This is a genomic window from Corynebacterium sp. MC3, assembly GCF_900099485.1.
In the GTDB taxonomy this organism is placed as follows: Bacteria; Actinomycetota; Actinomycetes; order Mycobacteriales; family Mycobacteriaceae; genus Corynebacterium; species Corynebacterium pseudogenitalium.
In genome coordinates, this window is the sequence record NZ_LT622815.1 from 393,390 (window position 1) to 415,337 (window position 21,948).

Genomic DNA, 21,948 nt, shown 5'->3' on the forward strand with positions numbered 1-21,948 from the left:
CCTAACGAGCATTGGCGAAGTCGAAGAGGTATCGCATGGTTTGCGATACCTCTTTTTCTATTATGACCAGGCGATTTGTGTCGTATTGGGCTTTATGGTTATAGTAGTCATCGTTGTTCAGAGCGAGCAAGGCAAAACGAAAGACACAGTTTAGTCTTGTGAGTGAAGAAAAACAATGGCCTATGGTGTAATTGGCAACACAACGGTTTCTGGTACCGTCATTCTTGGTTCGAGTCCAGGTAGGCCAGCTACAGAACTTTGGTTCTGTGTCCTAATGCCCCGTTCGTCTAGCGGCCTAGGACGTCGCCCTCTCACGGCGGTAACACGGGTTCAAATCCCGTACGGGGTACAAGTAACAGCCAGTGCGTTGCACTGGCTGTTTTGCTTTGTTTACCTTGGTCGGTCCGTCAGTATGGTTGGTACAGTTTCCCTATGCCGATCCCTGTACGAAAACGCTGTGTCCTAGCAGTCTCGGTGGTAGTACTGCTTGCCCAAGCTCAGGTACCGCCAGCTGAAGCGGAGGCCAGTTCAGCCCAGAACAATCCGCTGTCGTCGATCTTCACAGGCGAGCCTTCGCGGTCAGGGTCGAGCGTGCTTGATGCCGCAAGCGTGGTGTTGGCGGTTCTCAGCCTGAGTTCCGCAGTGCCATTGCTCGCCATCCCCGCAGCGGTGTTGGTTGCGTTAGGCAGGGGAGAGCTGGGGTCATCGATGTACCAGCTGTATCCGGGAAGCTCCACTGGTTCGTCGAGAGGAGATGCATCAGCAACGTTTCCAGCGCATGAAGCGCCGCCCGCTGAGCTGCGGTCTATGCGCCAAGTTGAAGGGGACTTGTGGGAACTCACGGTGTGGTCGCCGTCGATGCAGCGAGAGGTGACGAATGATGTGCTGCTGCCGCGTGGCACCGCGCCTCGACCAACGTTTTACCTCATGATGGGGGCAGACGGCGCTGCGGGCGGCTACAGCTGGGCGAATTCCTCGGACTATCAAGCGTTCTTCGCTGGCAAGCTCGTCAATGTGGTGACACCGAAGGGGTCAGTGTCTTCAATGCAGGCCGACTGGTATCGAGAGGACCCGGCTACAGGTACGAACAAGTGGCTCACCTACATGACTCGTGAGTTACCGCCACTTATCGACGCCCAGTTCCACGGCAACGGGCACGACGCCATCGCCGGCATCTCGATGTCTGGTGGCCCTGCGCTGGACATCGCCGCGAATGCTCCGGATCGGTTCGTGGCGGCCGCATCCTACTCGGGCTGCCCGGCGACCACCGGCGTGCTCGGCGGTATCTACACATCGTCAGGAGTGACAATGAACAAGGGGAACCCGGTCAACATGTGGGGGACGTCGTCGAACAGGGCGTGGTGGCGGCACTCGCCAATTCTTAACCTGGAGCGACTACGCGGGACCACGCTATGGCTGGGGGCTGCACAGGGCGTGCCCGGCGCGATTGACGAGGAGGCATCGTCAAAGAGGCTCGGAGCGCCCATGGTAATCGAAGCAACTTCGTATGCATGCTCGAAGTACTTCGCTGAGACAGCACAGCAGCAAGGGCTCAACGTGACGTGGCATGAAATCGTTGAGGGAACCCATACGTGGGGAGTGTTTGAGCATATGCTGCGAGCGTCATGGCCAACCATCGAGGGCGCGTTGCGGGAAAGCGGCGCGTGGCCTGCAGATTTGGAGAGTTCATAGGGCGACGTTTATTGTTAACGAGTCGCAAAAAGCGAGCGCGCCCCGTTCGTCTAGCGGCCTAGGACGTCGCCCTCTCACGGCGGTAACACGGGTTCAAATCCCGTACGGGGTACAAATGGCAGTCAGTGCAAGCACTGGCTGCTTTTTCTTTTTCGGTACCTCAAAGGCATGCAGTTTACACGCTATGGGATTCACGTATCATCGGAGGCCAAACTCAAAGATGAAAGGAACGTGAACATAGAATGAGAAAAACACAGTATGCTGTGCTCGCCGCTATGAGCGCCAGCGTTTTAGCGCTGACAGGCTGCTCTGAAGCCGGGACGGATGCGCCGTCGACTTCAACTGAGGCGGCTGCCACGAGTGAGGTCCATTGGGGGTACGAAGGAGACGGTGCTCCAGAGCACTGGGGCGACCTTTCGACCGAATTCGAGGTCTGTGGAAATGGCAAGGAGCAAAGCCCAATCAACTTGAGTGACGCTACCCCTGAAGACTTGGCAGACATAGAGTTTGCATATGCTGCCAGCACGGGTGAAGTTCTGAATAACGGACACACGTTGCAGTACACGCCGTCGACAACGCAGAAGGTAACTCTCGACGGTGAAGATCTGGAGCTCGCGCAGCTGCACATGCACACTCCTGCAGAGCACGAGTTCGACGGTAAGCAGCTTCCTGGCGAGATCCACTTTGTACACAAGAATGCGGCAGGTGACATTACAGTCCTCGGAATTCTGCTTGAGGAAGGTGCACCGAACGAGCTAGTGCAGTATCTGCTTGATAATGCGCCAGAGAACGTGGATACCTCACATATCTCTCAGGAGGAGATCAACATCGCGGATGCTCTTCCAGCATCACATGAGTACATCACGTATGGAGGCTCTTTGACGACGCCACCTTGCTCTGAAAACGTTCGCTGGATCGTAATGACGCAGCCGGTAACTGCCTCAGCTGAGCAACTGCAAGCATTCGAATCGCTGATCGGCCAGAATGCTCGTCCTGTTCAGGACCAAAATGGCCGTGAGCTCACGTTGGACGCCACGAGCTAACAAAGTAGTGATAGGGAGTACGCTGGTCACGTGCTGATTACAGTGTTGCTCTCCATCACGTTCGCGTGCGGGCTGATCATCGCAGCCCTGCATGTGTTGAACCACCAGTTCATCGCCCCTGTGTATGACGTGTGGCTAAACCTCGCAGCGTTTGCAGCGGCCACGACGTCGAATACGTTGCTGCACCAACCGTTGCCGGCGGTTCTGTCGGGGTGTGCTGTGGCCGCCTGGGTGTATCTCGGAATGAGAACGGTGAGAGCGAAGCGTGCTGGACTTGTTGCTGGCGGGCAGCGCCGCCAGCAATCAAGGGTTACCGCAGGGCCTCGGTGAGCTCCTGAGCCGCCTCATGCAGCTCGGGGCCCCACTTTTCGATTGGGGTGGGGGTGAGCCGCTCGGCCGGCCCGGAAACGGAAAGGACAGCGATGACTGATCCGTCTGGGTTGGTGATGGGCGCAGACAGGCTCGCCAGCCCAACTTCACGCTCTGCGATTGACTCAGCGAGGCCGGTTTCACGGATCGCCTCGAGGTCTTGCGAGGGAAACGGAGAGGCGTCGATAAGTGAGTGGGCGGCGAACACACGGGCAGCTGAGCCTGCGGTGAGTGAGAGCTGCGAGCCCACGGGAACTGTGTAGGTGAGGCCGCTCTCGGGCTTTTCTGCCGCGATGCAGGTGCGAGTGTCTCCGCTGAGCTTGTAGAGCTGCACGGACTCGCCAGTGACTTCAACGAGGTTGCGCATGATTGGTGCGGCGGCAGAGAGCAAACGGGGGGAGGAGTGCCCTGAAAAGTGGGAGAGTGCGCGGCCGATCGTCCATTGTCCGTCCTCTGTCCTTGCTAGGACGTTATGCACTTCCAGTGCAGTGGCTATTCGGTGAGTCGTCGCTCGGGGCAGTCCGGTTGCTTCGCTGAGCTCAGCGAGGGTTTTGTCGCCGCCTGCGACCGCTCGTACGATGGAAATCGAGCGATCGAGCACTTTAATTCCAGAGTCTTCGCTATACTGTCTCACGTCATGGATTCTACCATCTCACTCGGTGGGAGGTGGTTGCGACTGTTGAGGAGGAGCAAGATGGGCCAAAAGCCATTAACGCTGGCGGAAAAAGTGTGGCGTGATCACGTGGTCACCCGTGGAGAGAACGGTCAGCCTGATCTTCTCTACATCGATTTTCAACTCCTGCACGAGGTGACGTCACCGCAGGCATTTGATGGTTTGCGCCTCAACGGGCGCCGCATGCGCCACCCAGAGCTGCACCTTGCCACCGAAGACCACAACGTGCCAACCACGGGCATCGTTTCTGGCGAGCTGACAGAAATTAGCGACCCGACCTCGCGCACCCAGGTCTCGACGCTGCGAAAGAACTGTGAAGAGTTCGGCGTTGTGCTGCACGAAATGGGCGATGAGGAACAGGGCATCGTCCACACCGTTGGCCCACAGCTGGGCATTAGCCAGCCCGGCATGACGATTGTGTGCGGCGACTCGCATACGTCGACGCACGGTGCGTTCGGTTCGATCGCCATGGGTATCGGCACCTCTGAGGTAGAGCACGTCATGGCGACCCAGACGCTGCCGCTGGCACCGTTCAAGACGATGGCGATTGAGGTCAGTGGAACGCTGCAACCTGGTGTGAGTGCGAAAGATTTGATCCTGGCAATCATCGCCAAGATTGGTACTGGCGGTGGCCAAGGGCACATCATCGAATACCGCGGCGAAGCCATTCGGAAACTTTCAATGGAAGCGCGCATGACCATCTGCAACATGTCCATCGAGGCAGGCGCCCGTGCCGGCATGGTGGCACCCGATGAGACGACATTTGAGTACGTTAAGGGACGTCCCTACGCGCCGAAGGGGAAGGACTGGGACGACGCAGTGGCGTACTGGAAGACGCTGCCAACTGACCCCGGCGCGAAGTTCGACACCGTCGTAGAGATCGACGCCTCGACGCTCACCCCGTTCGTCACCTGGGGTACCAATCCCGGCCAGGGCTTGCCGCTGAGCGCCTCTGTTCCTGCCCCTGAGGACTTCGGAGACGACAGCGTGAAGCAGGCCGCGGAAAAAGCATTGCAGTACATGGGGTTGACCCCTGGCACGCCGTTGCGTGACATCAAGATTGATACAGTCTTTCTGGGATCGTGCACGAACGCGCGCATCGAAGACTTGCGCGCCGCTGCAGAGGTTGTGCGCGGCCAAAAAATTGCGAAGGGGACCCGCATGCTGGTCGTGCCGTCCTCTGCCAAGGTCAAGCAGCAGGCGGAAGAAGAAGGCCTGCACACAATCTTTGAAGAGTTCGGCGCTGAGTGGCGCACCGCGGGCTGCTCTATGTGTCTGGGTATGAACCCCGACCAGCTTGCCCCTGGAGAGCGCAGCGCTTCGACGTCCAACCGAAACTTCGAAGGCCGCCAAGGACCTGGTGGTCGCACACACCTAGTTTCGCCCGAAGTAGCGGCTGCTACAGCAGTACTCGGCCACCTCGCCGCACCCGCAGACATTCCTTCCACCGCCAACGCACAGTAGTCAGGAGCTGAACACGATCATGGAAAAATTCACAACCCACAGTGGCGTCGCAGTTCCGTTGACGCGGTCAAATGTGGACACCGACCAGATTATTCCCGCCCGCTACCTCAAGCGGGTGACCCGTACCGGATTCGAAGATGGCCTGTTTTCAAACTGGCGCAACAATGAACCTGACTTTGTGCTGAACAACGAGGCATACAAGGAAGGGTCGGTGCTGTTCGCCGGCCCCGACTTCGGCACTGGCTCCTCCCGCGAACACGCGGTGTGGGCTCTGCAGGACTACGGGTTCCGGGCGGTATTTAGCCCACGGTTTGCTGATATCTTCCGAGGCAACGCGGGCAAGGCGGGCCTTCTAGCTGGCATCATGTCGGAGTCTGACATCGAACTGATCTGGAAGCAGCTCGAGCAGGCACCAGGCACTGTCGCTACTGTTTCATTGCCGGACCGCACCGTCACAGTCGGGGAGAGTACCTACTCGTTCGACGTCGACGACTACACCCGCTGGCGCCTGAGCGAAGGCCTCGACGATATCGGGCTGACGCTGCGAAACGAGCAAGCCATCGAGGAGTACGAACAGCAGCGTCGCCCGTTTTACCCCGCTACTTCTCCTCGGTAGCAGGGGTGCCGAGACGTTCGAGAGCCGAAGGCGCGAACGTCGATAAGAAGTCGCGGACCGACGTTGTGATGCCGTGAATAGCAGACGAAACGTGGTCCGCGAACTGCTGGTCGCTGTACTCCCAATAGCCCGGCATGACATACGCAACGCCCAGAGCGGAGACATCGCGCTTCTCGTCTTTCATTACGACGAGCGATGGGAATGCGTGGGCGTTGTTGTAGTCCTCGCACCACGTGAGCACTTCGTCGAAACGACTTGCGTCGACAGCATCGATTGAGACAGTAGAGACGAAATGCAGACTTGTATCGACCAGCTTCATCTCAAAGCCGATACCGGAAAATGCTGTAATGAGAGAGTTGTACTGCGTAGGCTCCCGGTACTCCCAACCGCGTTGGTCAAACAGCTTGCGAAGACGATCAAGACTTAACGGCTGTAGCTGTTGCATTTTACTGTTCCTTCTCCTGCTTGTACGGGTGCTTGTCTTTGAGATGCGCGAAGTTTTCGTCGAGCGCTTCCACCGCGTAGTGCATGATGGAGAAGTAAAACTGCAGCATTGACTGCAGCTGCTCGTCGCTGAAACCGTCGGAGGAGAAAAACGGTGCCTCAAATAGCGCAACCAGAGCACCGTCCTCGCGCTGAATCGGATGTGCACGAACGAGGGGCAGTGAGCGGTTCAACTCATTGATGCTGAGACGAAGATTGCTCTTATCTGCATTCATCTTCGCGGTTCCAAGCCACTGGCTGGTGATCTTGAATCCGATGTCCTTGACTTCAAAGAAGCACATGATCGACGGAAACGCGGTGCGGGTGAGGCCGTCCTCGGAACTGCGGAAATACTGCAATTCAAGCGCATCGAGTGCCGCTTCGATTCGTTCTTGGGTAACTGGCTGCAACTGGGCAGTCCTTTCTTTTTCTAGGCGAAGTGTCCTTAGAGCACCGGTAGTGGAGATGGCATGTAGTCGGCGCCGATGAGTTGCCCATCGTTAAAGGACAGTACCCATACCGACGCCTTCTTCGCCAGGATCGGCGAATCGATCGGCAGACGACCGTCGGCCGAAAGCGCAGCAATCATCTCAGGGATGACCCCACCCTGCGAGCACACAACGTGTGTGCCACCGCGTTTGATGAGCGTATCAAAATCTGCGCGGGCAGCTACCTGGTTCTCCTGCCACGCGATTTCACCGAAGGTGGCGTCGATCGTGATGTCTTTACCGAGTGCCTTCGCAAGTGGGATCAGTGTCTGCTCGCAACGCAACGGCTCGGCAGAATAGAGAGACTCAGGAGCGAACGCCTGCAGCAGCGGCACAAGCGCCTTCGCCTGGCGCTTGCCCTTCTTATCGAGCGGCCGACGACTATCGTCGTGCTTCCAGGCCTCCTTGTAGTTCGCACGAGCGTGGCGCACGTACAGAATCCTGGTGTCAGCAGGGGTGGCGAAGCGCTTCGCAGCTTTCAGCAATACTTGCCTGTCGAGCTCGTAGCTCATCAGCTGCGTCGCATGGTCGATGTTGAGCCAGCGGATCTCGTCGACCTCATTGTTAGGAGTGAACTCGCCGCCGACTACCTTGCCGGTCCAGTAGTACACAACCTTCGTCGTGTTCTTAACTGGATACACGGTTTTGCCAATCAACTTTCCCAGCCGGACTTCGTAGCCAGTTTCCTCCTGAATTTCGCGAACGGCGGTGGTAACGAGGAACTCGCCCGGATCCACCTTGCCTTTGGCGAGCGACCAGTCGTCGTAGTGTGGGCGGTGGATACAAGCGACTTCTATAGAATCCGGATGCTCCAGATCGCCACGCCACAGCACGGCACCCGCAGCGAGCGTTGTCTTCTTGAACTCCCGATGCGGATGGCGGGGGACTTCTTGGTGGCGTCCGGTAATGAACATTTCTCCGAATTGGTCTTTGTGTTGTTCGTGGAGCTTCGTTGAACGTGACATACTTTCTATCTTTACGCACTTTGCAGGTTTTCGCTGCAGCGACAGGTCAGCGGGCTGATTGTGGATATTGGCGGTAGAAAAGTGCTAGCGTGAAACGGTTCATGCAGACAGGAATGGCGGTGGCACAAGTGGTAAACGTAGCGGTAATGGGTGCAGGTTCCTGGGGGACAACCTTGGCCAAAGTGTTTGCCGATGCCGGCAACATGGTGCAGTTGTGGGCACGCCGGGACGAGCTGGCGAAGACCATGCAGGAGACTCGGGAGAATCCCGATTACCTGCCGGGGATTGCGCTGCCGGACGGGGTCTTCGCAACGTCTGACGCGGAAGCGGCACTGCAGGCTGCCGATATCGCTATTTTTGCTGTGCCGAGCCAAACCATGCGCCAGAACCTGGAAGTGTGGGCCCCGCTGCTGCGTACTGACACTACGCTGTTGTCCATTTCGAAAGGTATTGAGACCGGCACATACATGCGAATGTCGGAGATCATCGCTGAGGTTACCGGTGCAGAGGAGAACCGAATCGCGGTGCTCAGTGGGCCAAACCTTTCCCGCGAGATTGCTGAGGAGCAGCCGGCGGCCACCGTCATCGCCTGCAGTGACATTAACCGTGCGAAGCTCGTGCAGGCGGCGTGTGCGACGTCGTACCTGCGCCCGTACACGAACACTGATGTTGTCGGCTGTGAGATCGGAGGTGCGACGAAGAACGTCATCGCGCTCGCCTGCGGCATGGCTTCTGGCCAGGGGCTAGGGGAGAACACGCTGGCAACGCTCATTACCCGTGGTTTGGCTGAAAGTACGCGTCTAGGCCAGGAGTTGGGTGCCGACGCCCGGACGTTCGCAGGCCTGGCGGGCATGGGGGACTTGGTTGCCACGTGCTCCTCGCCGCTGTCTCGCAACCGAACTTTCGGTTCCGCGCTGGGGAAGGGGGCCACGATTGAAGAAGCGAAGGCTGCAACGAAGGGCCAGGTTGCCGAGGGAGTTATTTCCTCACGCAGCATTTATCAGCTCGCCGAGCGCCACGGCGTGGACATGCCGCTGACACAAGCCGTTTTCGCGGTGTGTCACCAGGGTGTGACGGTGGAAGAGACGATTGCTGCGTTGATGGGTCGGTCGAAAAAATCGGAGTAGACACCAGGTAATGTGTCAGCTGTGATTCGTATTGCAGTAGTCTACGGTGGTCGTTCCACCGAGCATTCAATTTCTTGTATTTCTGCCGGCTCCATCATGGCCCACCTGGACCCCGAGGTGTACGAGGTGTTTCCGGTAGGTATTCGCCGGGATGGTACTTGGGTGCGCGGGGAAATCGACCCCGTTGGCGGAGAGGCGCTTCCCGAAGTTCGTGGTGGGGCAGAGATCGCGTTGAGCATCAACCCTTCGCGCCGCGGTGAGTTTACTGATGTCGCCACCGGCGAGACCGTCGCACAGGTCGACGTTGTTTTCCCGGTCCTGCACGGGCAGTTTGGTGAAGACGGCACTATCCAAGGTATGTTCGAACTTTCGGGCATCCCGTACGTGGGGCCAGGCGTCTTGGCGTCCGCGAGTGGCATGGACAAGGAGTACACGAAGAAGCTCGTGGCACTTGCCGGAATCACAGTGACTCCGGAAGTGATTCTCCGCGGAGGTGAACTGCTGCTCGATGAGGATAAGCAGCGCCTAGGCCTTCCGGTGTTCGTCAAGCCCGCCAACGGTGGATCGTCGATTGGTGTGTCCAAGGTGACCACGTGGGAAGACTTCGATGCCGCACTGCATCAAGCGTACGAGTGCGACTCGAAAGTGATCGTCGAGTCGGAGCAGGTCGGCGACGAAGTCGAGGTTGGAGTTCTGGAGTTTCCCGATGGCCGCATCGAAGCTTCCGTGCCGGCCAAACTCAACGGAACTGATGCCTCCGCAGAAGGCTTCTACGGCTTCGAAACGAAGTACATGGAAGAGGGAGTTACAGCAACAATCCCCGCGCCTTACGACGCCTCTTTGATAGCTACCTTGCAGGACCAAGCAGTCCGTGCATTCAATGCACTGAACTGTAAGGGATTGGCACGCGTGGACTTCTTCGTCACCGACAAGGGTCCTGTGCTCAACGAGATCAACACCATGCCGGGGTTCACCGCAATTTCGATGTACCCACAGGTGTGGAACGCAAGCGGCATCGACTATCCGAAACTGCTCGACACTCTGGTCCGCACTGCGCTGCAGGTAGCCGACGGCGCAACGGACTAAGACTTGCGTTCGGGGACGTGCTTCTCGATGAGCTCGGTCAGCGTGGTGATGACCTCATTGCCCTCACCCGAGGGCACAAAGGCCGCAACGTTGACCTCTCGCCCGAGCGCGTACCACGTCGACGAGGTGGTACCAGTTGCAGTGATGGTGTCCTCAAACCAAGGGATCCCGTTAATCTGTTGCAAGGTCACTCCGGACTCGTAGTGCTCCGGGTCGTTCACACCACAACGCAGCACAATCGGTTCGTGGCCGAGCTGCGTCCAGACTGCAGTTTGCGGCGAAGCGACTTTGTTCTCAGGAAGCCGTTTATAGCCTTCGGCGAGCGATTCAGGAAGTGCAGCAAGCAAGCCGCCGCATGCGTTTGCTCCACTCCCGTCCGTTGAATGCATCGCTGGCTGCAGCTCAGAGAGCGGCGCCGGGTTGCGAGGGAGATCGCGCTGCGGCAGCGCGCTCACGTTAATCTCGTCCACTGGCGTATCTGCCCTGCCGAGTCCTTCCTCGTCGGTAGTCACGGCGACTACCGGCCAACGGTCCGCGCTAAACCACGTGGCCATGCTTGATCCTGGGGTGGCGTCGTCAATTCTGATCCACTCTGCACCATTGTGGGAGGACACCGGGGTGTACTCGGTGTACTGCAGGGGCATTTCCACGCCGCAGCGCAGCGTGATGCGTCGAGTTGAAGAGGACTGCCACGCGGCAGCACCTTCCGGAGCCGGGGCGGCGAGCTCCGCACGCTTGTGCCCAAGCACCTTTTCAGGAAGGCTGTCCACGAGCGCAGCGCACTCGGGTGAATCAGCCTCGGGGGAAGGCAGCTCAGTCATCGCCACAGGCTGCAGTGCCACCTGCTGGAAAAAATACCGAGCACCCACAAGGACGCCCAGAACAAGCGCCACTGCGAGGCCCAAACTGATGTAGACCGCTGTACGGTTAATCTGTGAATCATGCAACGCGCCAGTGGAATCATTCATGGCGTACAAGTCTACTGAAAGGCGCACTTTGGTGAGTAACGTCGGCTTTCCCACGCACGGCCCGACGCTGCGGGAGGTAGGCGAGCAAGCAACGATTGACGCCATCGTTGGAGTCTCGCCGTCACCGCTCAATGGTGATGACGCAGCCGTCCTCGAGTCACACACACCGAATAGCCGTGCGGTCGTGGCAACGGACATGCTCGTCGAGGGACAGCACTTTCGCTTTTCGACGACCACCCCCGCGCTGCTGGGACGCAAAGCCATCGTGCAAAACTTCGCCGACATCGAGGCGATGGGTGCTCGCCCCGTTGCCGCGCTACTCGCGCTCTCGGCGCCTCCGGACACCCCGCTTGCCGTCGTGAGTGAACTTGCACGAGGGATCCATCTCGAATTGGAGCGATACTCGAGCGAGCTCGTCGGCGGGGACATCACGAGTGGGAACCAACTGACGATCGCGATCACCGCGATTGGTTCGTTAGGAGGTAGTTTGCCGCCACTGCGCTTGAGCCAAGCGCGTCCGGGGCAGCGAGTGATAGCGCACGGGAATATCGGCTATTCTGCTGCAGGCTTTGCACTACTGGAGTCCGGACGGGAAATCCCGGAACGGCTTGCAGATATCGTACATGCGCACCGCTGCCCGCAACTGACTCCTGGGCGCGGGGTTGTTGCACGAGCAGCAGGGGCTACAGCCATGACAGACAACTCCGACGGGCTACTGCACGATCTGGGCGTGATAACCCGGGCCTCGAACGTGGGGATTAACATCTCGCGCGCCGCTGTAGCCCCAAGTGATCAGCTGCGAGAAGCCGGTGAGTTCCTAGGCGTCGACCCATGGGACTGGGTACTCAACGGGGGAGAAGACCACACATTGCTGGGCACGATCGATGGGGACGCACCCGTGGGGTATCGTTCGATCGGTACGGTCACACGCAAAGTCGGCGTGGAAATCGACGGCGTTGCACACACCGCGCGCCATGAATGGGAGCCATTTTCATGAACTTACCCGTCCACCCTTCCTGGCAGGAACCGCTGGCGGAAGTAGAACCTGCCATCCACGCGATGGGAGACTTTATCCGCGGTGAACCCGCGTACCTGCCTGCCGGAAAAGACATTCTCCGTGCGTTTTCGACCCCATTTGAAGATGTCCGTGTGCTCATCTTGGGCCAAGATCCGTACCCGACGCCCGGCCACCCCATGGGTCTCTCATTCTCGACGCAGCCAGGCGTGAAACCGCCCCGATCGTTGGTAAACATCTACCAGGAGCTCAACGATGACCTCGGTATCCCCCCACGAGCCGACGGGGACTTGACCTCCTGGCAGCGAAACGGAGTCATGCTGCTCAACAGAGTACTCACAGTCCGGCCCGGCGCGCCGGCGTCACACCGCGGGAAGGGCTGGGAAGCGGTGACCGCACACGCAATCGCAAAGCTCGCTCAGCGTAATACGCCGTTGGTTGCGATCCTGTGGGGCAGAGACGCACAAACTGCGAAACAGTTCCTCGGGAGTACGCCAACGATTGAGTCCCCACATCCGTCGCCGCTGTCGGCGCGCCGGGGATTTTTCGGGTCGCGGCCATTCAGTCGGGCAAATCAGGCGCTCATTGCACAGGGTGCCTCACCTGTCGACTGGGCACTGTAGACTGTCTGACCATGGAAACAGCAACTGCACTCGATGGACCACGGCTCCTGTCCTGGGCTCGTCGGGCAGCGGCAGAACTCGAACGTCGCCGACACGAGATCAACCAGCTCAATGTGTTCCCCGTCCCGGACGCGGACACTGGTTCCAACATGGCGCAGACGATGGCGGCGGCTGTCGAAGAGGCGTCGAAAAGATCTGATGCTCAGTCGATGCAGGAAGTAGCCGAAGCGCTTGCCGTTGGCGCCATTCGCGGCGCGCGTGGCAACTCGGGTGTTGTGCTGTCCCAGGTCATCCGAGGCGTCGCGCAAACCGCCGATGAAGATACTCGAAGCGGACAGTTCATCGCGAACGCGCTTGCCCAAGCAGTGCAGTTTGTTGACCGCGCAATTGCCGAGCCGGTAGAGGGCACCGTGATCACGGTGCTGCGGGCGGCGTCGACTGCGGCATCGCAAGCGCTGCAGGATTCAGGGGGAGAAGCACCCGCGTTGAGCATCGCACAGGCTGCCGCCGACGCTGCGGAAACTGCACTTGCACGTACCCCGTCACAGCTGGAAGCGTTACGGGAAGCGGGCGTCGTCGACGCAGGAGGCACCGGCCTCGTTATCCTCCTGGAATCACTTGTATACGAACTCGACGGCCAACCCTACGAGGTAGCGCAGCCTGCCACACACGGAACCTCTCACGTGATCTCACACGCAAGTGGCAAGGCAAACCTGGAAGTCATGTTCTTCTTCGAAGGCGACATGGATGTCCTTGAGGGCGAACTGAGCACCATGGGCGACTGTCTTGTGATCGCTCGCAATAACGAGCACAGCGGCAAAGTCCACATTCACTCCACCGAGGCCGGCGCAGTGATTGAGCGCGCGTTCGCCCGCGGTACCGTGACACAACTGCATCTCGAAGTGCTCCCGGACGAACCTGTCACGCAAACTCCCACAAGACTGGTTGTCGCAGTGACGCCTCCCGGATCACTTACTGATCTCTACGCGCAGGCAGGTGCGGTAACAGTCGCGCCGGGCGAGAATATTGTCGCGGACATCCTCGCCGCCGTCCACAAAACCGAAGCTCGCGAAGTTATTTTGCTGCCGAACGGACTGCTTGATCAGCGAAGCCTCGCCGCAGTGGAGAAAGCAACCCACGCCTTCGAACAAAGCATCACCCTGCTTCCTACCGTGCGGCTTGTTTCCGGTATCGCGGCGCTCGCCGTTCATGACCCAGCCCAACCACTCGCGACGGCAGCTTTCACCATGTCGGAGGCCGCCGGAGAAATGCGAACCGCTGTCCTCCAGCGCGCCCCTAAAGCCGGGCTCGTGCAAGGAGGGGCAGTCTCGAAGGGCGACATCATCGCCATGGCACACGGCGAAACACTCCTGATCGCTGACGACGCGATAGCCGCCGTCGAAAAGACCTGCAAGCGCCTCCTCGAGCCCGGTGGGGAACAAGTCACCGTACTCTTCGATACCGCATCACTGCGCGCCGAAGACCTCGCGGCACTCGACGACAAACTCGACGTCGACGTCATCGTTTTCCCCGCAGACGGGCTCGGTGCCGTCGCCGAGATCGGAGTCGAATAGGAAGTGCTAGGAAACATCGACCCCAGGCCGCTCAACCTCGTCATCCCCTTGAAACAAGCCAAGGCAATCACCAAACACCTTGGATACAGCACCTGCGGCGAGCTCCTCGAGCACTACCCACGCCGATACCTCCACTACGGCACCGCGACCGACCTTGCCACCATCAATGAAGGCGATACACTCAGCATCGTCGGCGAAATCACCGCTACCCAACGCATCCCCAACAGAAAACACCCCAACCGACCCATCTACCGAACCCACGTCTACGACGGCACCAACACCTTCACCGCAACATTCTTCGGCTCCAACTACGCCATGCGAGTGCTCAAAGAACACACCCGCGTCATGATGACCGGCAAAATCAGCACGTACCGCAACGAAATCCAGTTCCAACACCCAGACTTCGTACTACTCGACGGCCCCACCCAAGCCACCGGAGCACTACGACAACTCCAACACTTCGGCGACCTCGAAGCAATCCTCTCCGGACGCGAATGGCTCCCAATCTACCCGGCAACAAAACAGGTCAGCACCTGGACCATCATGGGAGCCGTCCACACCATCCTGCAAAGCCTCCCCACAGTCCCCGAACCACTCGGCGCAAGCCCTGACGGATACATCGCCCGCGACAGCGCCATCCGCACCATTCACCAACCTGACACCGAAGGACCCGAACCCGCCCGCCGACGCCTCAAATACGACGAAGCCATGACCGTCGCACTCGCCATGAGCGTGCGACGCGCCGACGCAAACAACCACAACGCTCCAGCCCTTCCCAAACAACCAAACGGCGAACAATCCCGACTCATTACACAACTCCTATTCCCACTCACTGGCGGGCAACAACGCGTCATCCAGGAAATCTCCACCGACCTGACTCACGCCCACCCAATGAGCCGCCTCCTCCAAGGAGAGGTCGGCTCCGGCAAAACTATCGTCGCACTGATCAGCATGCTCCAAGCGGTTGATAACGGTGCTCAAGCAGCCCTGCTCGCACCTACCGAGGTGCTCGCGCAGCAACACGCACGATCGCTTACAGAGACACTCATGCGCGCCGGGCTGCACACGACTGTGGTGCCACTCACAGGCTCCATGCCGACGGCACTGAAGCAAGATGCCCTCCTCAAGATTGTCTCGGGTGAGGCGGACATAGTCGTGGGCACCCACGCGCTGATTCAAGACAGCGTGGAGTTCTTTAACCTTGGCTTCGTCATTGTCGACGAGCAGCATCGTTTTGGCGTGGAGCAGCGCGACCGACTTCGCGCTAAGTCGGGGGCGCAGACTCCGCACTTACTTGTCATGACAGCGACGCCGATCCCGCGCACAATCGCAATGACCGTCTTTGGTGATCTCGAGGTCTCGGTGCTCAACGAGCTGCCAGGCGGAAGGAAGCCTATTCAGTCCTCAGTTGTTCCGGAGTTCAAGCCGACGTGGATTGCACGTGCGTGGGAGAAGATGCGAGAAGATGTCGCGGCTGGCCACCAGGTCTACATTGTGTGCCCGCGTATTGACGGCGAGGGTGGTGTCCTTGAGACTGCCGAGTGGTTGCGCGCTACCGAGTTCCCAAGCCTGCAAGTAGCCGTACTGCACGGCAAGATGCGTGCTGAGGAAAAAGACGCTGTGATGTCCGATTTTGCAGCGGGTGGCATTGACATCTTGGTAGCTACGACCGTCATCGAAGTTGGCGTAGACGTGCCGAACGCGACTGTCATGATGGTACGGGAATCAGAAAGCTTTGGCGTTTCACAGCTGCACCAGCTGCGAGGCCGAGTCGGGCGAGGCGGCAATCAATCTCTGTGTCTTTTCCATACACAGGCAGAAGAAGGCAGTGATGCCTTTCAGCGGGTCTGGGAGGTTGCTCAGACGAGCGATGGCTTTGCTCTTGCCGATCTAGACTTGCGCCACCGCCGTGAGGGTGACGTGCTCGGAACAGAGCAGTCAGGTATCCGTCGCACGTTTAAATTGATCGACTTGATTGAGGACTACGAGATCGTTACCAGTGCGTACCGCGATGCGGCCCGCTTTGTCGAAGAAGACCTTGAGAAGGCACGGGCGCTCAGTGCACACCTCCAAGATGAGGACTTTGTGTACCTAGAAAAGAGCTAAAGCTAGAGTGAGTACCATGAATCGCATCATTTCTGGTGAAGCCCGTGGGCGCAAGATTAAAGTTCCACCGGAGGGGACACGGCCAACGTCGGACCGCGCGCGAGAGGGCCTCTTTTCCTCTCTGCAGGTCCGCTTTGGGTTCCCTGGGCAGCACGTCCTTGACCTCTTTGCGGGATCCGGCGCACTAGGGCTGGAGGCAGCCTCGCGTGGCGCTGAGGAAGTGGTGCTTGTGGAAGACGACCCGAAAGCGGTCGCGGTGATTGAGCACAATGCGGGCGTTGTCGGGCACCCGAACACCTGTGTCGAGCCCGTGAAAGTCTCCACGTATGTGGCGCGTGCTCCCAAGCAGCACTTTTCAATGGTGCTCGCCGATCCACCCTATGACCTTGCCGATGAAGCCGTGGCCGAAATGGTCACTGCGTTGCAGGAGCTACTCGTCGACGGCGCCGTGGTCGTCATCGAACGTCACCGCGAAAGCCCCGAGACCGCATGGCCGCCCGCGTTTACCCCTACGGGACAGAAACTCAAGAAGCGCTTGTACGGGATCGCACGGTTCGATATGGCAGTGTATACAGCCCCCTCAGACGCTCAGGAGGAGTGAGTTATGGCCCAATCGTTAGCTTCGGCCCGTAACGTTGCGGTGTGCCCCGGGTCGTTCGACCCCTTCACGAACGGGCACCTGGATATCGTAGACCGTGCTCGACGCCACTTCGACGAAGTAGTCGTTCTGGTAACTGGGAACCCAACCAAGAAAACTGGAATGTTTACAGTGGCGGAACGAGTCGCCTTGATCCAGTCCGCCGTCGCCGACATGCCGGACGTGAAAGTAGACAGCTGGGGTGGGTTGTTGGTCGACTACACCAGCGCACACGGCATTACTGCCCTGGTGAAAGGCTTGCGATCTTCACTTGACTATGAGTATGAGCTGCCAATGGCGCAGATGAACCGCCGCCTCACCGGTGTTGAGACGTTCTTCTTGCTCACTGACGAGAAGTACGGCTACATTTCGTCCTCGCTATGCAAGGAAGTCGCCCGCTTCGGAGGCGATATCGGGGGACTGGTACCTCCGGCGGTTATGCAGGCGATGAACGAACGCCTGCGCGAAGTAAAGTAAAAGCCCGGAAGATCAGCCAAGAAGATCTACCGGGCTCCGATTGGGCGCTCAAGCTAGAATATCGTCGAAAGGAAGGCTTTCGTGCGTTCCTTTTGAGGGTTGTCGAGCACCTGTTCAGGGGTGCCGTACTCGACGATCTGACCGTCGGACATGAATGCAACGTGATCTGCGACCTCGCGCGCGAATGCCATCTCGTGCGTGACCACCAACATCGTCATACCGTCTTGCGCAAGTTGCTTCATCACCCGCAACACTTCACCAACAAGCTCCGGGTCAAGTGCGGACGTGGGCTCGTCGAAAAGCATGAGCTTTGGATCCATCGCGACCGAACGAGCGATAGCGACTCGCTGCTGCTGACCACCTGAAAGCTGGATCGGGTAGGCGTCCGCCTTCGATTCGAGACCGACCATGCGCAGAAGCTCCATCGCACGGACCTTTGCCTTCTCCGGCGACTCGCCCTTGACATGGACCGGAGCTTCAATGATGTTGTCGAGCACGGTGCGGTGCCCGAACAAGTTAAAGCTCTGAAAGACCATCCCGATGTCCCGGCGCTGGACTGCGGCATCCTTCTCGCTCATCTCATAGAGCGTGCCGTTCTTTTCGCGGTACCCGATCAGATCACCATCAACGTACAGGCGACCAGCAGTGACCTTCTCAAGATGGTTAACGCAGCGAAGGAATGTGGACTTGCCGGAGCCGGAAGGACCGATCAAACAGGTAACAGAACCCGGAGCTACTTCGAGGTTGATGCCCTTGAGTACTTCCAAGCTGCCGAAGGACTTCCATACGTCAACCGCTTGGATCATTGGCGTTTGGGCGGGGGAAGAAGATGTAGGAGAAGCCATGGTTACCGTTGGTTCCTTTCTGGAGCTTCAATGATCTCGACGTTGTTTGGAATTGTGCCTTCGGCGTCGGCCAAGCTAGCGAGCTGCCGGGCAGTGAGCTGGCGGGTTGCGCCCCGGTCGAAGTAGCGCTCCAGGTAGTGCTGCGCGACCATCAGCAAGGAGGTGATTACCAAGTACCACGTTGCTGCCACAAGCAGCAACGGAACCGGCTGGAACAGCGCTGCAGCGATATCCATCGAGCGGCCGTACAGCTCCAGGGAGTAAGGAACCGCAACAACCAACGAAGACGTCTTCAGCAAGGAGATAAATTCATTTCCTGTCGGCGGAATGATAATGCGCATCGCTTGGGGAAGAACTGTCCTAGTCATGGTCTGGGACCAGCTCATGCCCAGCGACTTCGACGCTTCAATCTGTCCTTCTGGAACAGCGGAGACACCCGAGCGGACAATTTCCGCCATGTAGGCGGCCTCATTGAGGCCCAGACCAACGACGGCGAGAGCAAATGCGGAAGAGGTGAACGGATCGAGGGAGATTTGCGTAAACCCGAGATTGATGGAGTCGTAGATTGCTCCGATCAGGCCCCAGAACATCAACTGAACGTACACGGGGGTACCGCGGAAAATCCAGAGGAAAACCCAGCTTACGGTGCGAAACACCGGGTTGGGACTCATACGCATCACGGCAAGGAGCACACCGCCGACCACGCCAATAAGCATCGCGAGGACCGTAATCGCAATGGTGTGTAGAGCAGCTACCGCGATTCGAGTATCGAAGAGGTACTGCGCGTATGTGTCCCACCCATACGCTTCATTCTTGGCTGCGCCAATAATAAACCAGACAACGAGGACGCCGAGCAGGACCGCGAGCGCCCACCGTCCTGGGTGCCGTAACGGTTTCGCTTCAATTCTGGCAGGCCGACTTTGGCTAGTAGATGGTGTGGTCATGGTCTGTTACTTCCATTCTGTAAGGGGCTGTTCGTTAATAAGCGCGGTATCGAGCAGGCCAGTTCGTACGTTCCACTGCGCCAAAATGCGCTCGTAATCGCCAGTGTCGATGAGATGCTGCATTGCGTGGGCAAGCGCAATGCTCAGACCTGAGTCTTTTGGCACCGCGATTCCGTATGGTGCTGCGTCGAACATGTCACCCACGAGCTCGAGCTTCCCGTCGGAGCGTTCGACCGCCCAAGACGTGACAGGGGAGTCAGCACTAAAGGCATCTGCACGGCCAACCAGTGCCGCGAGCGCCGCGTTGTCAGAGGTGTCGAACGACAGGATGGTGATGGGTGGTTTTCCTGCTTCAATACAAGCATCATTCTTCGGACGCACGTCATCGGTCTCGGAAACGGTTGTGCGCTGAACCGCAACTGTGAGACCACAAGCATCCTCTGGGTTCACGTGCGTACCGGTGAGTTGAGCCCACTGGATTCCTGCGAAGAGGAAATTAACGAACTCAAAGCTTTTGCGGCGCTCTTCGTTATCAGTAAATCCAGACATGCCAGCGTCAAGGCTGCCTGCCTGAACCGCAGGTAGGATCATAGAAAAATCCATCTCCTGTGGATCGAATTCGAGACCCATGATTGAGGCAAGCGCGCGCCCGAGGTCAAGCTCCAGCCCGATCAAATTACCTTGTGAGTCTTTGAACTCGAAGGGGGCGAATGGTGGGTTGGCGCCAATTGAGAATTTGCCGTCTTTCGAGACATTCTCGGGGACCATCGCCGCAATCTCAGGAACGGTAGCAGGCTCAATAGGCTCCCAGCCATCTGGGTTGCCACCTTCCACGTTGGTTACGCAGCCACTGAGAAGACCAACGCCCATCATCAACGTGAACGCGCTGAGGACCCTCGTCGCCTTGCCAAAGCGTTTGTTTTGGTTCATTGTTTTCGACCTTGTTTGGGATTGTTTCTAGCGTGGGGTTGGAAGCGATCGCAGCCCACGCATGATGAGCTCTACCGTTTGTCCAACCAGAAACACACTCAACATTGCGAGAAGCACTGGTGCTGTCGCTTGGCTTGAGCCCTGAGAACTTTGAGCAAAATTACCAGTGAACAATCCACGGACCATATTCGAAGATCCCTGTACCTCAGCTTTAGTCCATTCGAGCGGGTTTGCGGTGCTTGGTATCGACGACCCCTTCGCCCATCCCTGAACAAAGTCCTTGCCCTCGCCTTCTGGCATGTCATCAGTCCACTTGAGGAATAGATCAGAGCTGGAGATTTTCTGCACTGGGTTCTTCTCGGGCGGAATGTAGAGAGGGTCGTTCTCTGGGTCTTGATCCAGGGAGCTCTTCTTTTCGCCCTCCGACGCGCTAGAAGCTTCACCGGCGTCTTTATCAGAGTCTATCGAACTTGTAGCAGGTGCTTCGGGGGCTGGGATTTCCGCAAGTGCGGAAGGGCTGACCACCGAAGCCGTTGCAATGAGAGAAGCCGCGGTGACCGCGGCCGTGATACGTTTGCGCATGAGTGAATAATACCCACTCGGACAGTTTTGCGCTAACAAATCGAAAGATTTTACCCCCAGGCAGTTCTGACCTGGGGGTTTACTAATCTAAGAGAGGGAAGAAGTGGTGATTCTATCTATTCTTCCGAAGTTGTAATATGCGGCACAGGCTCCTTCTGGGGAAACCATGCAGGTACCAATTGGGGTGTCCGGCGTACAAGCAGTACCGAAGACTTTGCACTGCCACGGCTTGATGTGGCCGGTCAGGACAGACCCGCACTCACACGCTGCGGGGTCTTCAACTCGGTTGCCGGGCACATCGAAAATGCGCTCCGCATCCCACTTGGCGAACTCTTCAGAGATGGCCATTCCGGAGTGGGGAAGGGTTCCAAGGCCACGCCACTCGAACTCGTCCCGTATATCGAAGACCCTCTCCAAGAGTGCTTGCGCTGAAGGGTTGCCCTCTGGGCGCACGACGCGGGCGTACTGGTTTTGGACGCGTGCCTTGCCCGCGGCAATGTCGCCCGACGTAAACTGCTCCAGCAACTGGGCAACGCCCTGAAGAATATCCAAAGGTTCGAAGCCGCAAACGGAGACTGGCCGGTTAAATTCTTCAGCCAGGAAATCGAAAGCCTTTGTGCCGACCACAGTTGCTACGTGGCCGGGCCCGATAAAGCCGTCAACCTCCGTGACACCCCCGTTGGCGATTGCACGCAGTGGTGGCTCGATGGTCACATGGTTAGAAAAGACTGAGAAGTTTGGGATATCGCGTTGCTTGGCGGCGGTTAGCGTCACAGCGGTGGATGGCGTCGTCGTCTCAAAGCCAATTGCGAAGAAGATAACGTGCTTATCCGGGTTCTCCTCCGCGATCTTGAGAGAGTCCAGTGGAGAGTAGACAAAGCGAACGTCGCAACCACGTGCACGAGCCTGCAACAGTGACTCCTCGGAGCCTGGAACACGCATCATGTCGCCGAACGTGGTCAAGATAACGTCAGGCTGGTTTGCAAGCCAGAGTGCGTCATCGACCCTGCCCATTGGAATGACGCAGACTGGGCAACCAGGTCCGTGAACGAGGTCGATGGAGTCGGGGAGAAGATTTTCCAGGCCGTAGCGGTAGATCGTATGGGTATGCCCACCGCAGATTTCCATGAGCTTAATCGGGCGGTCGAGTTGCTTCGCCTGTTCCTCAATGGTTGCAATCAGTTGGCGAGCTGCGGCTGGGTCACGAAACTCATCGACGAATTTCATGTGGGGTCCTTTCT

The 21,948-nt window shown here is 58.3% G+C and carries 23 protein-coding genes and 3 tRNA genes; 16 read left to right on the plus strand and 10 right to left on the minus strand.

The features are described from left to right. Window positions 1-176: 176 nt before the first annotated feature. From BQ4436_RS08620 to BQ4436_RS08650, 6 genes are all read left to right on the plus strand, one after another. Window positions 177-248: transfer RNA gene (locus BQ4436_RS08620), tRNA-Gln, on the plus strand. Between the two features lie 28 nt (window positions 249-276). Then, window positions 277-349, plus strand: a tRNA-Glu gene (locus BQ4436_RS08625). An 83-nt stretch (window positions 350-432) separates the two neighbouring features. Then, window positions 433-1,692: an alpha/beta hydrolase gene (locus tag BQ4436_RS08635; RefSeq protein WP_168156183.1), complete on the plus strand. Its 1,260-nt coding sequence runs from the start codon at window positions 433-435 to the stop codon at window positions 1,690-1,692. 39 nt (window positions 1,693-1,731) lie between these two features. Beyond that, window positions 1,732-1,804: transfer RNA gene (locus BQ4436_RS08640), tRNA-Glu, on the plus strand. A 130-nt stretch (window positions 1,805-1,934) separates the two neighbouring features. Further along, window positions 1,935-2,735: a carbonic anhydrase gene (locus tag BQ4436_RS08645; protein ID WP_070976389.1), complete on the plus strand. Its 801-nt coding sequence runs from the start codon at window positions 1,935-1,937 to the stop codon at window positions 2,733-2,735. A gap of 30 nt (window positions 2,736-2,765) precedes the next feature. Continuing rightward, complete coding sequence (locus BQ4436_RS08650) at window positions 2,766-3,065, plus strand: hypothetical protein (RefSeq protein ID WP_070362564.1); 300 nt, start codon at window positions 2,766-2,768, stop codon at window positions 3,063-3,065. Here the strand turns inward: BQ4436_RS08650 and BQ4436_RS08655 are convergent. After that, window positions 3,046-3,738: an IclR family transcriptional regulator gene (locus BQ4436_RS08655; RefSeq protein ID WP_176754842.1), complete on the minus strand. Its 693-nt coding sequence runs from the start codon at window positions 3,736-3,738 to the stop codon at window positions 3,046-3,048. The two genes, BQ4436_RS08650 and BQ4436_RS08655, sit on opposite strands and share 20 nt — an antisense overlap. Window positions 3,739-3,798: 60 nt before the next feature. Here BQ4436_RS08655 and leuC point away from each other — a divergent pair, with 60 nt between their 5' ends. Beyond that, the gene (leuC, locus tag BQ4436_RS08660; protein WP_070976392.1) at window positions 3,799-5,241 is read left to right on the plus strand and encodes a 3-isopropylmalate dehydratase large subunit; all 1,443 of its coding nucleotides are present in this window, start codon (window positions 3,799-3,801) and stop codon (window positions 5,239-5,241) included. Window positions 5,242-5,260: 19 nt separating this feature from the next. Further along, a complete protein-coding gene (gene leuD / locus BQ4436_RS08665; RefSeq protein ID WP_070976394.1) occupies window positions 5,261-5,857 on the plus strand; it encodes a 3-isopropylmalate dehydratase small subunit in 597 nt (198 codons plus the stop codon). On the opposite strand, the gene BQ4436_RS08670 is transcribed toward leuD, so the two are convergent. Genes BQ4436_RS08670 through BQ4436_RS08680 form a run of 3 tightly spaced genes read right to left on the minus strand, consistent with a single transcriptional unit; the run spans window position 5,841 to window position 7,793 of the window. Next, the gene (locus tag BQ4436_RS08670) at window positions 5,841-6,302 is read right to left on the minus strand and encodes a hypothetical protein (protein ID WP_070362560.1); all 462 of its coding nucleotides are present in this window, start codon (window positions 6,300-6,302) and stop codon (window positions 5,841-5,843) included. The genes leuD and BQ4436_RS08670 overlap by 17 nt on opposite strands. Window position 6,303: 1 nt before the next feature. Next, the gene (locus tag BQ4436_RS08675; RefSeq protein WP_070976395.1) at window positions 6,304-6,750 is read right to left on the minus strand and encodes a YbjN domain-containing protein; all 447 of its coding nucleotides are present in this window, start codon (window positions 6,748-6,750) and stop codon (window positions 6,304-6,306) included. Window positions 6,751-6,785: 35 nt separating this feature from the next. Next, window positions 6,786-7,793: an NUDIX hydrolase gene (locus BQ4436_RS08680; RefSeq protein WP_070976397.1), complete on the minus strand. Its 1,008-nt coding sequence runs from the start codon at window positions 7,791-7,793 to the stop codon at window positions 6,786-6,788. A gap of 113 nt (window positions 7,794-7,906) precedes the next feature. Here BQ4436_RS08680 and BQ4436_RS08685 point away from each other — a divergent pair, with 113 nt between their 5' ends. Continuing rightward, complete coding sequence (locus BQ4436_RS08685) at window positions 7,907-8,920, plus strand: NAD(P)H-dependent glycerol-3-phosphate dehydrogenase (protein WP_176754843.1); 1,014 nt, start codon at window positions 7,907-7,909, stop codon at window positions 8,918-8,920. A gap of 12 nt (window positions 8,921-8,932) precedes the next feature. Further along, entirely contained in the window at window positions 8,933-10,006 is a 1,074-nt protein-coding gene (locus BQ4436_RS08690) for a D-alanine--D-alanine ligase family protein (protein WP_070976399.1), read from the plus strand. Here the strand turns inward: BQ4436_RS08690 and BQ4436_RS08695 are convergent. After that, a complete protein-coding gene (locus BQ4436_RS08695; protein ID WP_070976401.1) occupies window positions 10,003-10,974 on the minus strand; it encodes a DUF3515 domain-containing protein in 972 nt (323 codons plus the stop codon). The two genes, BQ4436_RS08690 and BQ4436_RS08695, sit on opposite strands and share 4 nt — an antisense overlap. 31 nt (window positions 10,975-11,005) lie before the next feature. Here BQ4436_RS08695 and BQ4436_RS08700 point away from each other — a divergent pair, with 31 nt between their 5' ends. Genes BQ4436_RS08700 through coaD form a run of 6 tightly spaced genes read left to right on the plus strand, consistent with a single transcriptional unit; the run spans window position 11,006 to window position 17,406 of the window. Then, window positions 11,006-11,971 (plus strand): thiamine-phosphate kinase, encoded by a 966-nt coding sequence (locus BQ4436_RS08700; protein WP_083329525.1) that lies wholly within the window; start codon window positions 11,006-11,008, stop codon window positions 11,969-11,971. Next, the gene (locus BQ4436_RS08705; protein ID WP_070976404.1) at window positions 11,968-12,612 is read left to right on the plus strand and encodes a uracil-DNA glycosylase; all 645 of its coding nucleotides are present in this window, start codon (window positions 11,968-11,970) and stop codon (window positions 12,610-12,612) included. Before BQ4436_RS08700 ends, BQ4436_RS08705 begins: the two co-directional genes overlap by 4 nt. An 11-nt stretch (window positions 12,613-12,623) precedes the next feature. Next, a complete protein-coding gene (locus BQ4436_RS08710) occupies window positions 12,624-14,186 on the plus strand; it encodes a DAK2 domain-containing protein (RefSeq protein ID WP_070362554.1) in 1,563 nt (520 codons plus the stop codon). Window positions 14,187-14,189: 3 nt separating this feature from the next. After that, window positions 14,190-16,292, plus strand: coding sequence for an ATP-dependent DNA helicase RecG (locus tag BQ4436_RS08715; RefSeq protein WP_070976406.1), 2,103 nt, complete (start codon window positions 14,190-14,192; stop codon window positions 16,290-16,292). A 16-nt stretch (window positions 16,293-16,308) separates the two neighbouring features. Further along, complete coding sequence (locus BQ4436_RS08720) at window positions 16,309-16,893, plus strand: RsmD family RNA methyltransferase (RefSeq protein WP_070362552.1); 585 nt, start codon at window positions 16,309-16,311, stop codon at window positions 16,891-16,893. Window positions 16,894-16,896: 3 nt separating this feature from the next. Then, on the plus strand, window positions 16,897-17,406 hold the full coding sequence (coaD, locus tag BQ4436_RS08725) for a pantetheine-phosphate adenylyltransferase (RefSeq protein WP_070362551.1): 510 nt from the start codon (window positions 16,897-16,899) through the stop codon (window positions 17,404-17,406). Window positions 17,407-17,459: 53 nt separating this feature from the next. Here coaD and BQ4436_RS08730 read toward each other — a convergent pair whose 3' ends face one another. From BQ4436_RS08730 to hypD, 5 genes are all read right to left on the minus strand, one after another. Beyond that, complete coding sequence (locus tag BQ4436_RS08730; protein WP_070362550.1) at window positions 17,460-18,251, minus strand: amino acid ABC transporter ATP-binding protein; 792 nt, start codon at window positions 18,249-18,251, stop codon at window positions 17,460-17,462. Between the two features lie 2 nt (window positions 18,252-18,253). Continuing rightward, on the minus strand, window positions 18,254-19,195 hold the full coding sequence (locus BQ4436_RS08735; RefSeq protein ID WP_070362549.1) for an amino acid ABC transporter permease: 942 nt from the start codon (window positions 19,193-19,195) through the stop codon (window positions 18,254-18,256). 6 nt (window positions 19,196-19,201) lie between these two features. Further along, on the minus strand, window positions 19,202-20,068 hold the full coding sequence (locus BQ4436_RS08740; RefSeq protein WP_070479199.1) for an ABC transporter substrate-binding protein: 867 nt from the start codon (window positions 20,066-20,068) through the stop codon (window positions 19,202-19,204). Between the two features lie 84 nt (window positions 20,069-20,152). Continuing rightward, window positions 20,153-20,707, minus strand: coding sequence for a hypothetical protein (locus BQ4436_RS08745; RefSeq protein WP_070976407.1), 555 nt, complete (start codon window positions 20,705-20,707; stop codon window positions 20,153-20,155). 87 nt (window positions 20,708-20,794) lie between these two features. Then, entirely contained in the window at window positions 20,795-21,934 is a 1,140-nt protein-coding gene (gene hypD, locus BQ4436_RS08750) for a hydrogenase formation protein HypD (RefSeq protein WP_070976409.1), read from the minus strand. Window positions 21,935-21,948 lie beyond the last annotated feature (14 nt).

Coding starts and splice junctions, on each gene's coding strand:
- BQ4436_RS08635 (WP_168156183.1), top strand. CDS start 433: ATGCCGATCCCTGTACGAAAACGCTGTGTCCTAGCAGTCTCGGTGGTA.
- BQ4436_RS08645 (WP_070976389.1), top strand. CDS start 1,935: ATGAGAAAAACACAGTATGCTGTGCTCGCCGCTATGAGCGCCAGCGTT.
- leuC (WP_070976392.1), top strand. CDS start 3,799: ATGGGCCAAAAGCCATTAACGCTGGCGGAAAAAGTGTGGCGTGATCAC.
- leuD (WP_070976394.1), top strand. CDS start 5,261: ATGGAAAAATTCACAACCCACAGTGGCGTCGCAGTTCCGTTGACGCGG.
- BQ4436_RS08670 (WP_070362560.1), bottom strand. CDS start 6,302: ATGCAACAGCTACAGCCGTTAAGTCTTGATCGTCTTCGCAAGCTGTTT.
- BQ4436_RS08680 (WP_070976397.1), bottom strand. CDS start 7,793: ATGTCACGTTCAACGAAGCTCCACGAACAACACAAAGACCAATTCGGA.
- BQ4436_RS08685 (WP_176754843.1), top strand. CDS start 7,907: ATGGCGGTGGCACAAGTGGTAAACGTAGCGGTAATGGGTGCAGGTTCC.
- BQ4436_RS08695 (WP_070976401.1), bottom strand. CDS start 10,974: ATGAATGATTCCACTGGCGCGTTGCATGATTCACAGATTAACCGTACA.
- BQ4436_RS08705 (WP_070976404.1), top strand. CDS start 11,968: ATGAACTTACCCGTCCACCCTTCCTGGCAGGAACCGCTGGCGGAAGTA.
- BQ4436_RS08710 (WP_070362554.1), top strand. CDS start 12,624: ATGGAAACAGCAACTGCACTCGATGGACCACGGCTCCTGTCCTGGGCT.
- BQ4436_RS08720 (WP_070362552.1), top strand. CDS start 16,309: ATGAATCGCATCATTTCTGGTGAAGCCCGTGGGCGCAAGATTAAAGTT.
- coaD (WP_070362551.1), top strand. CDS start 16,897: ATGGCCCAATCGTTAGCTTCGGCCCGTAACGTTGCGGTGTGCCCCGGG.
- BQ4436_RS08730 (WP_070362550.1), bottom strand. CDS start 18,251: ATGGCTTCTCCTACATCTTCTTCCCCCGCCCAAACGCCAATGATCCAA.
- BQ4436_RS08735 (WP_070362549.1), bottom strand. CDS start 19,195: ATGACCACACCATCTACTAGCCAAAGTCGGCCTGCCAGAATTGAAGCG.
- BQ4436_RS08740 (WP_070479199.1), bottom strand. CDS start 20,068: ATGATGGGCGTTGGTCTTCTCAGTGGCTGCGTAACCAACGTGGAAGGT.
- BQ4436_RS08745 (WP_070976407.1), bottom strand. CDS start 20,707: ATGCGCAAACGTATCACGGCCGCGGTCACCGCGGCTTCTCTCATTGCA.
- hypD (WP_070976409.1), bottom strand. CDS start 21,934: ATGAAATTCGTCGATGAGTTTCGTGACCCAGCCGCAGCTCGCCAACTG.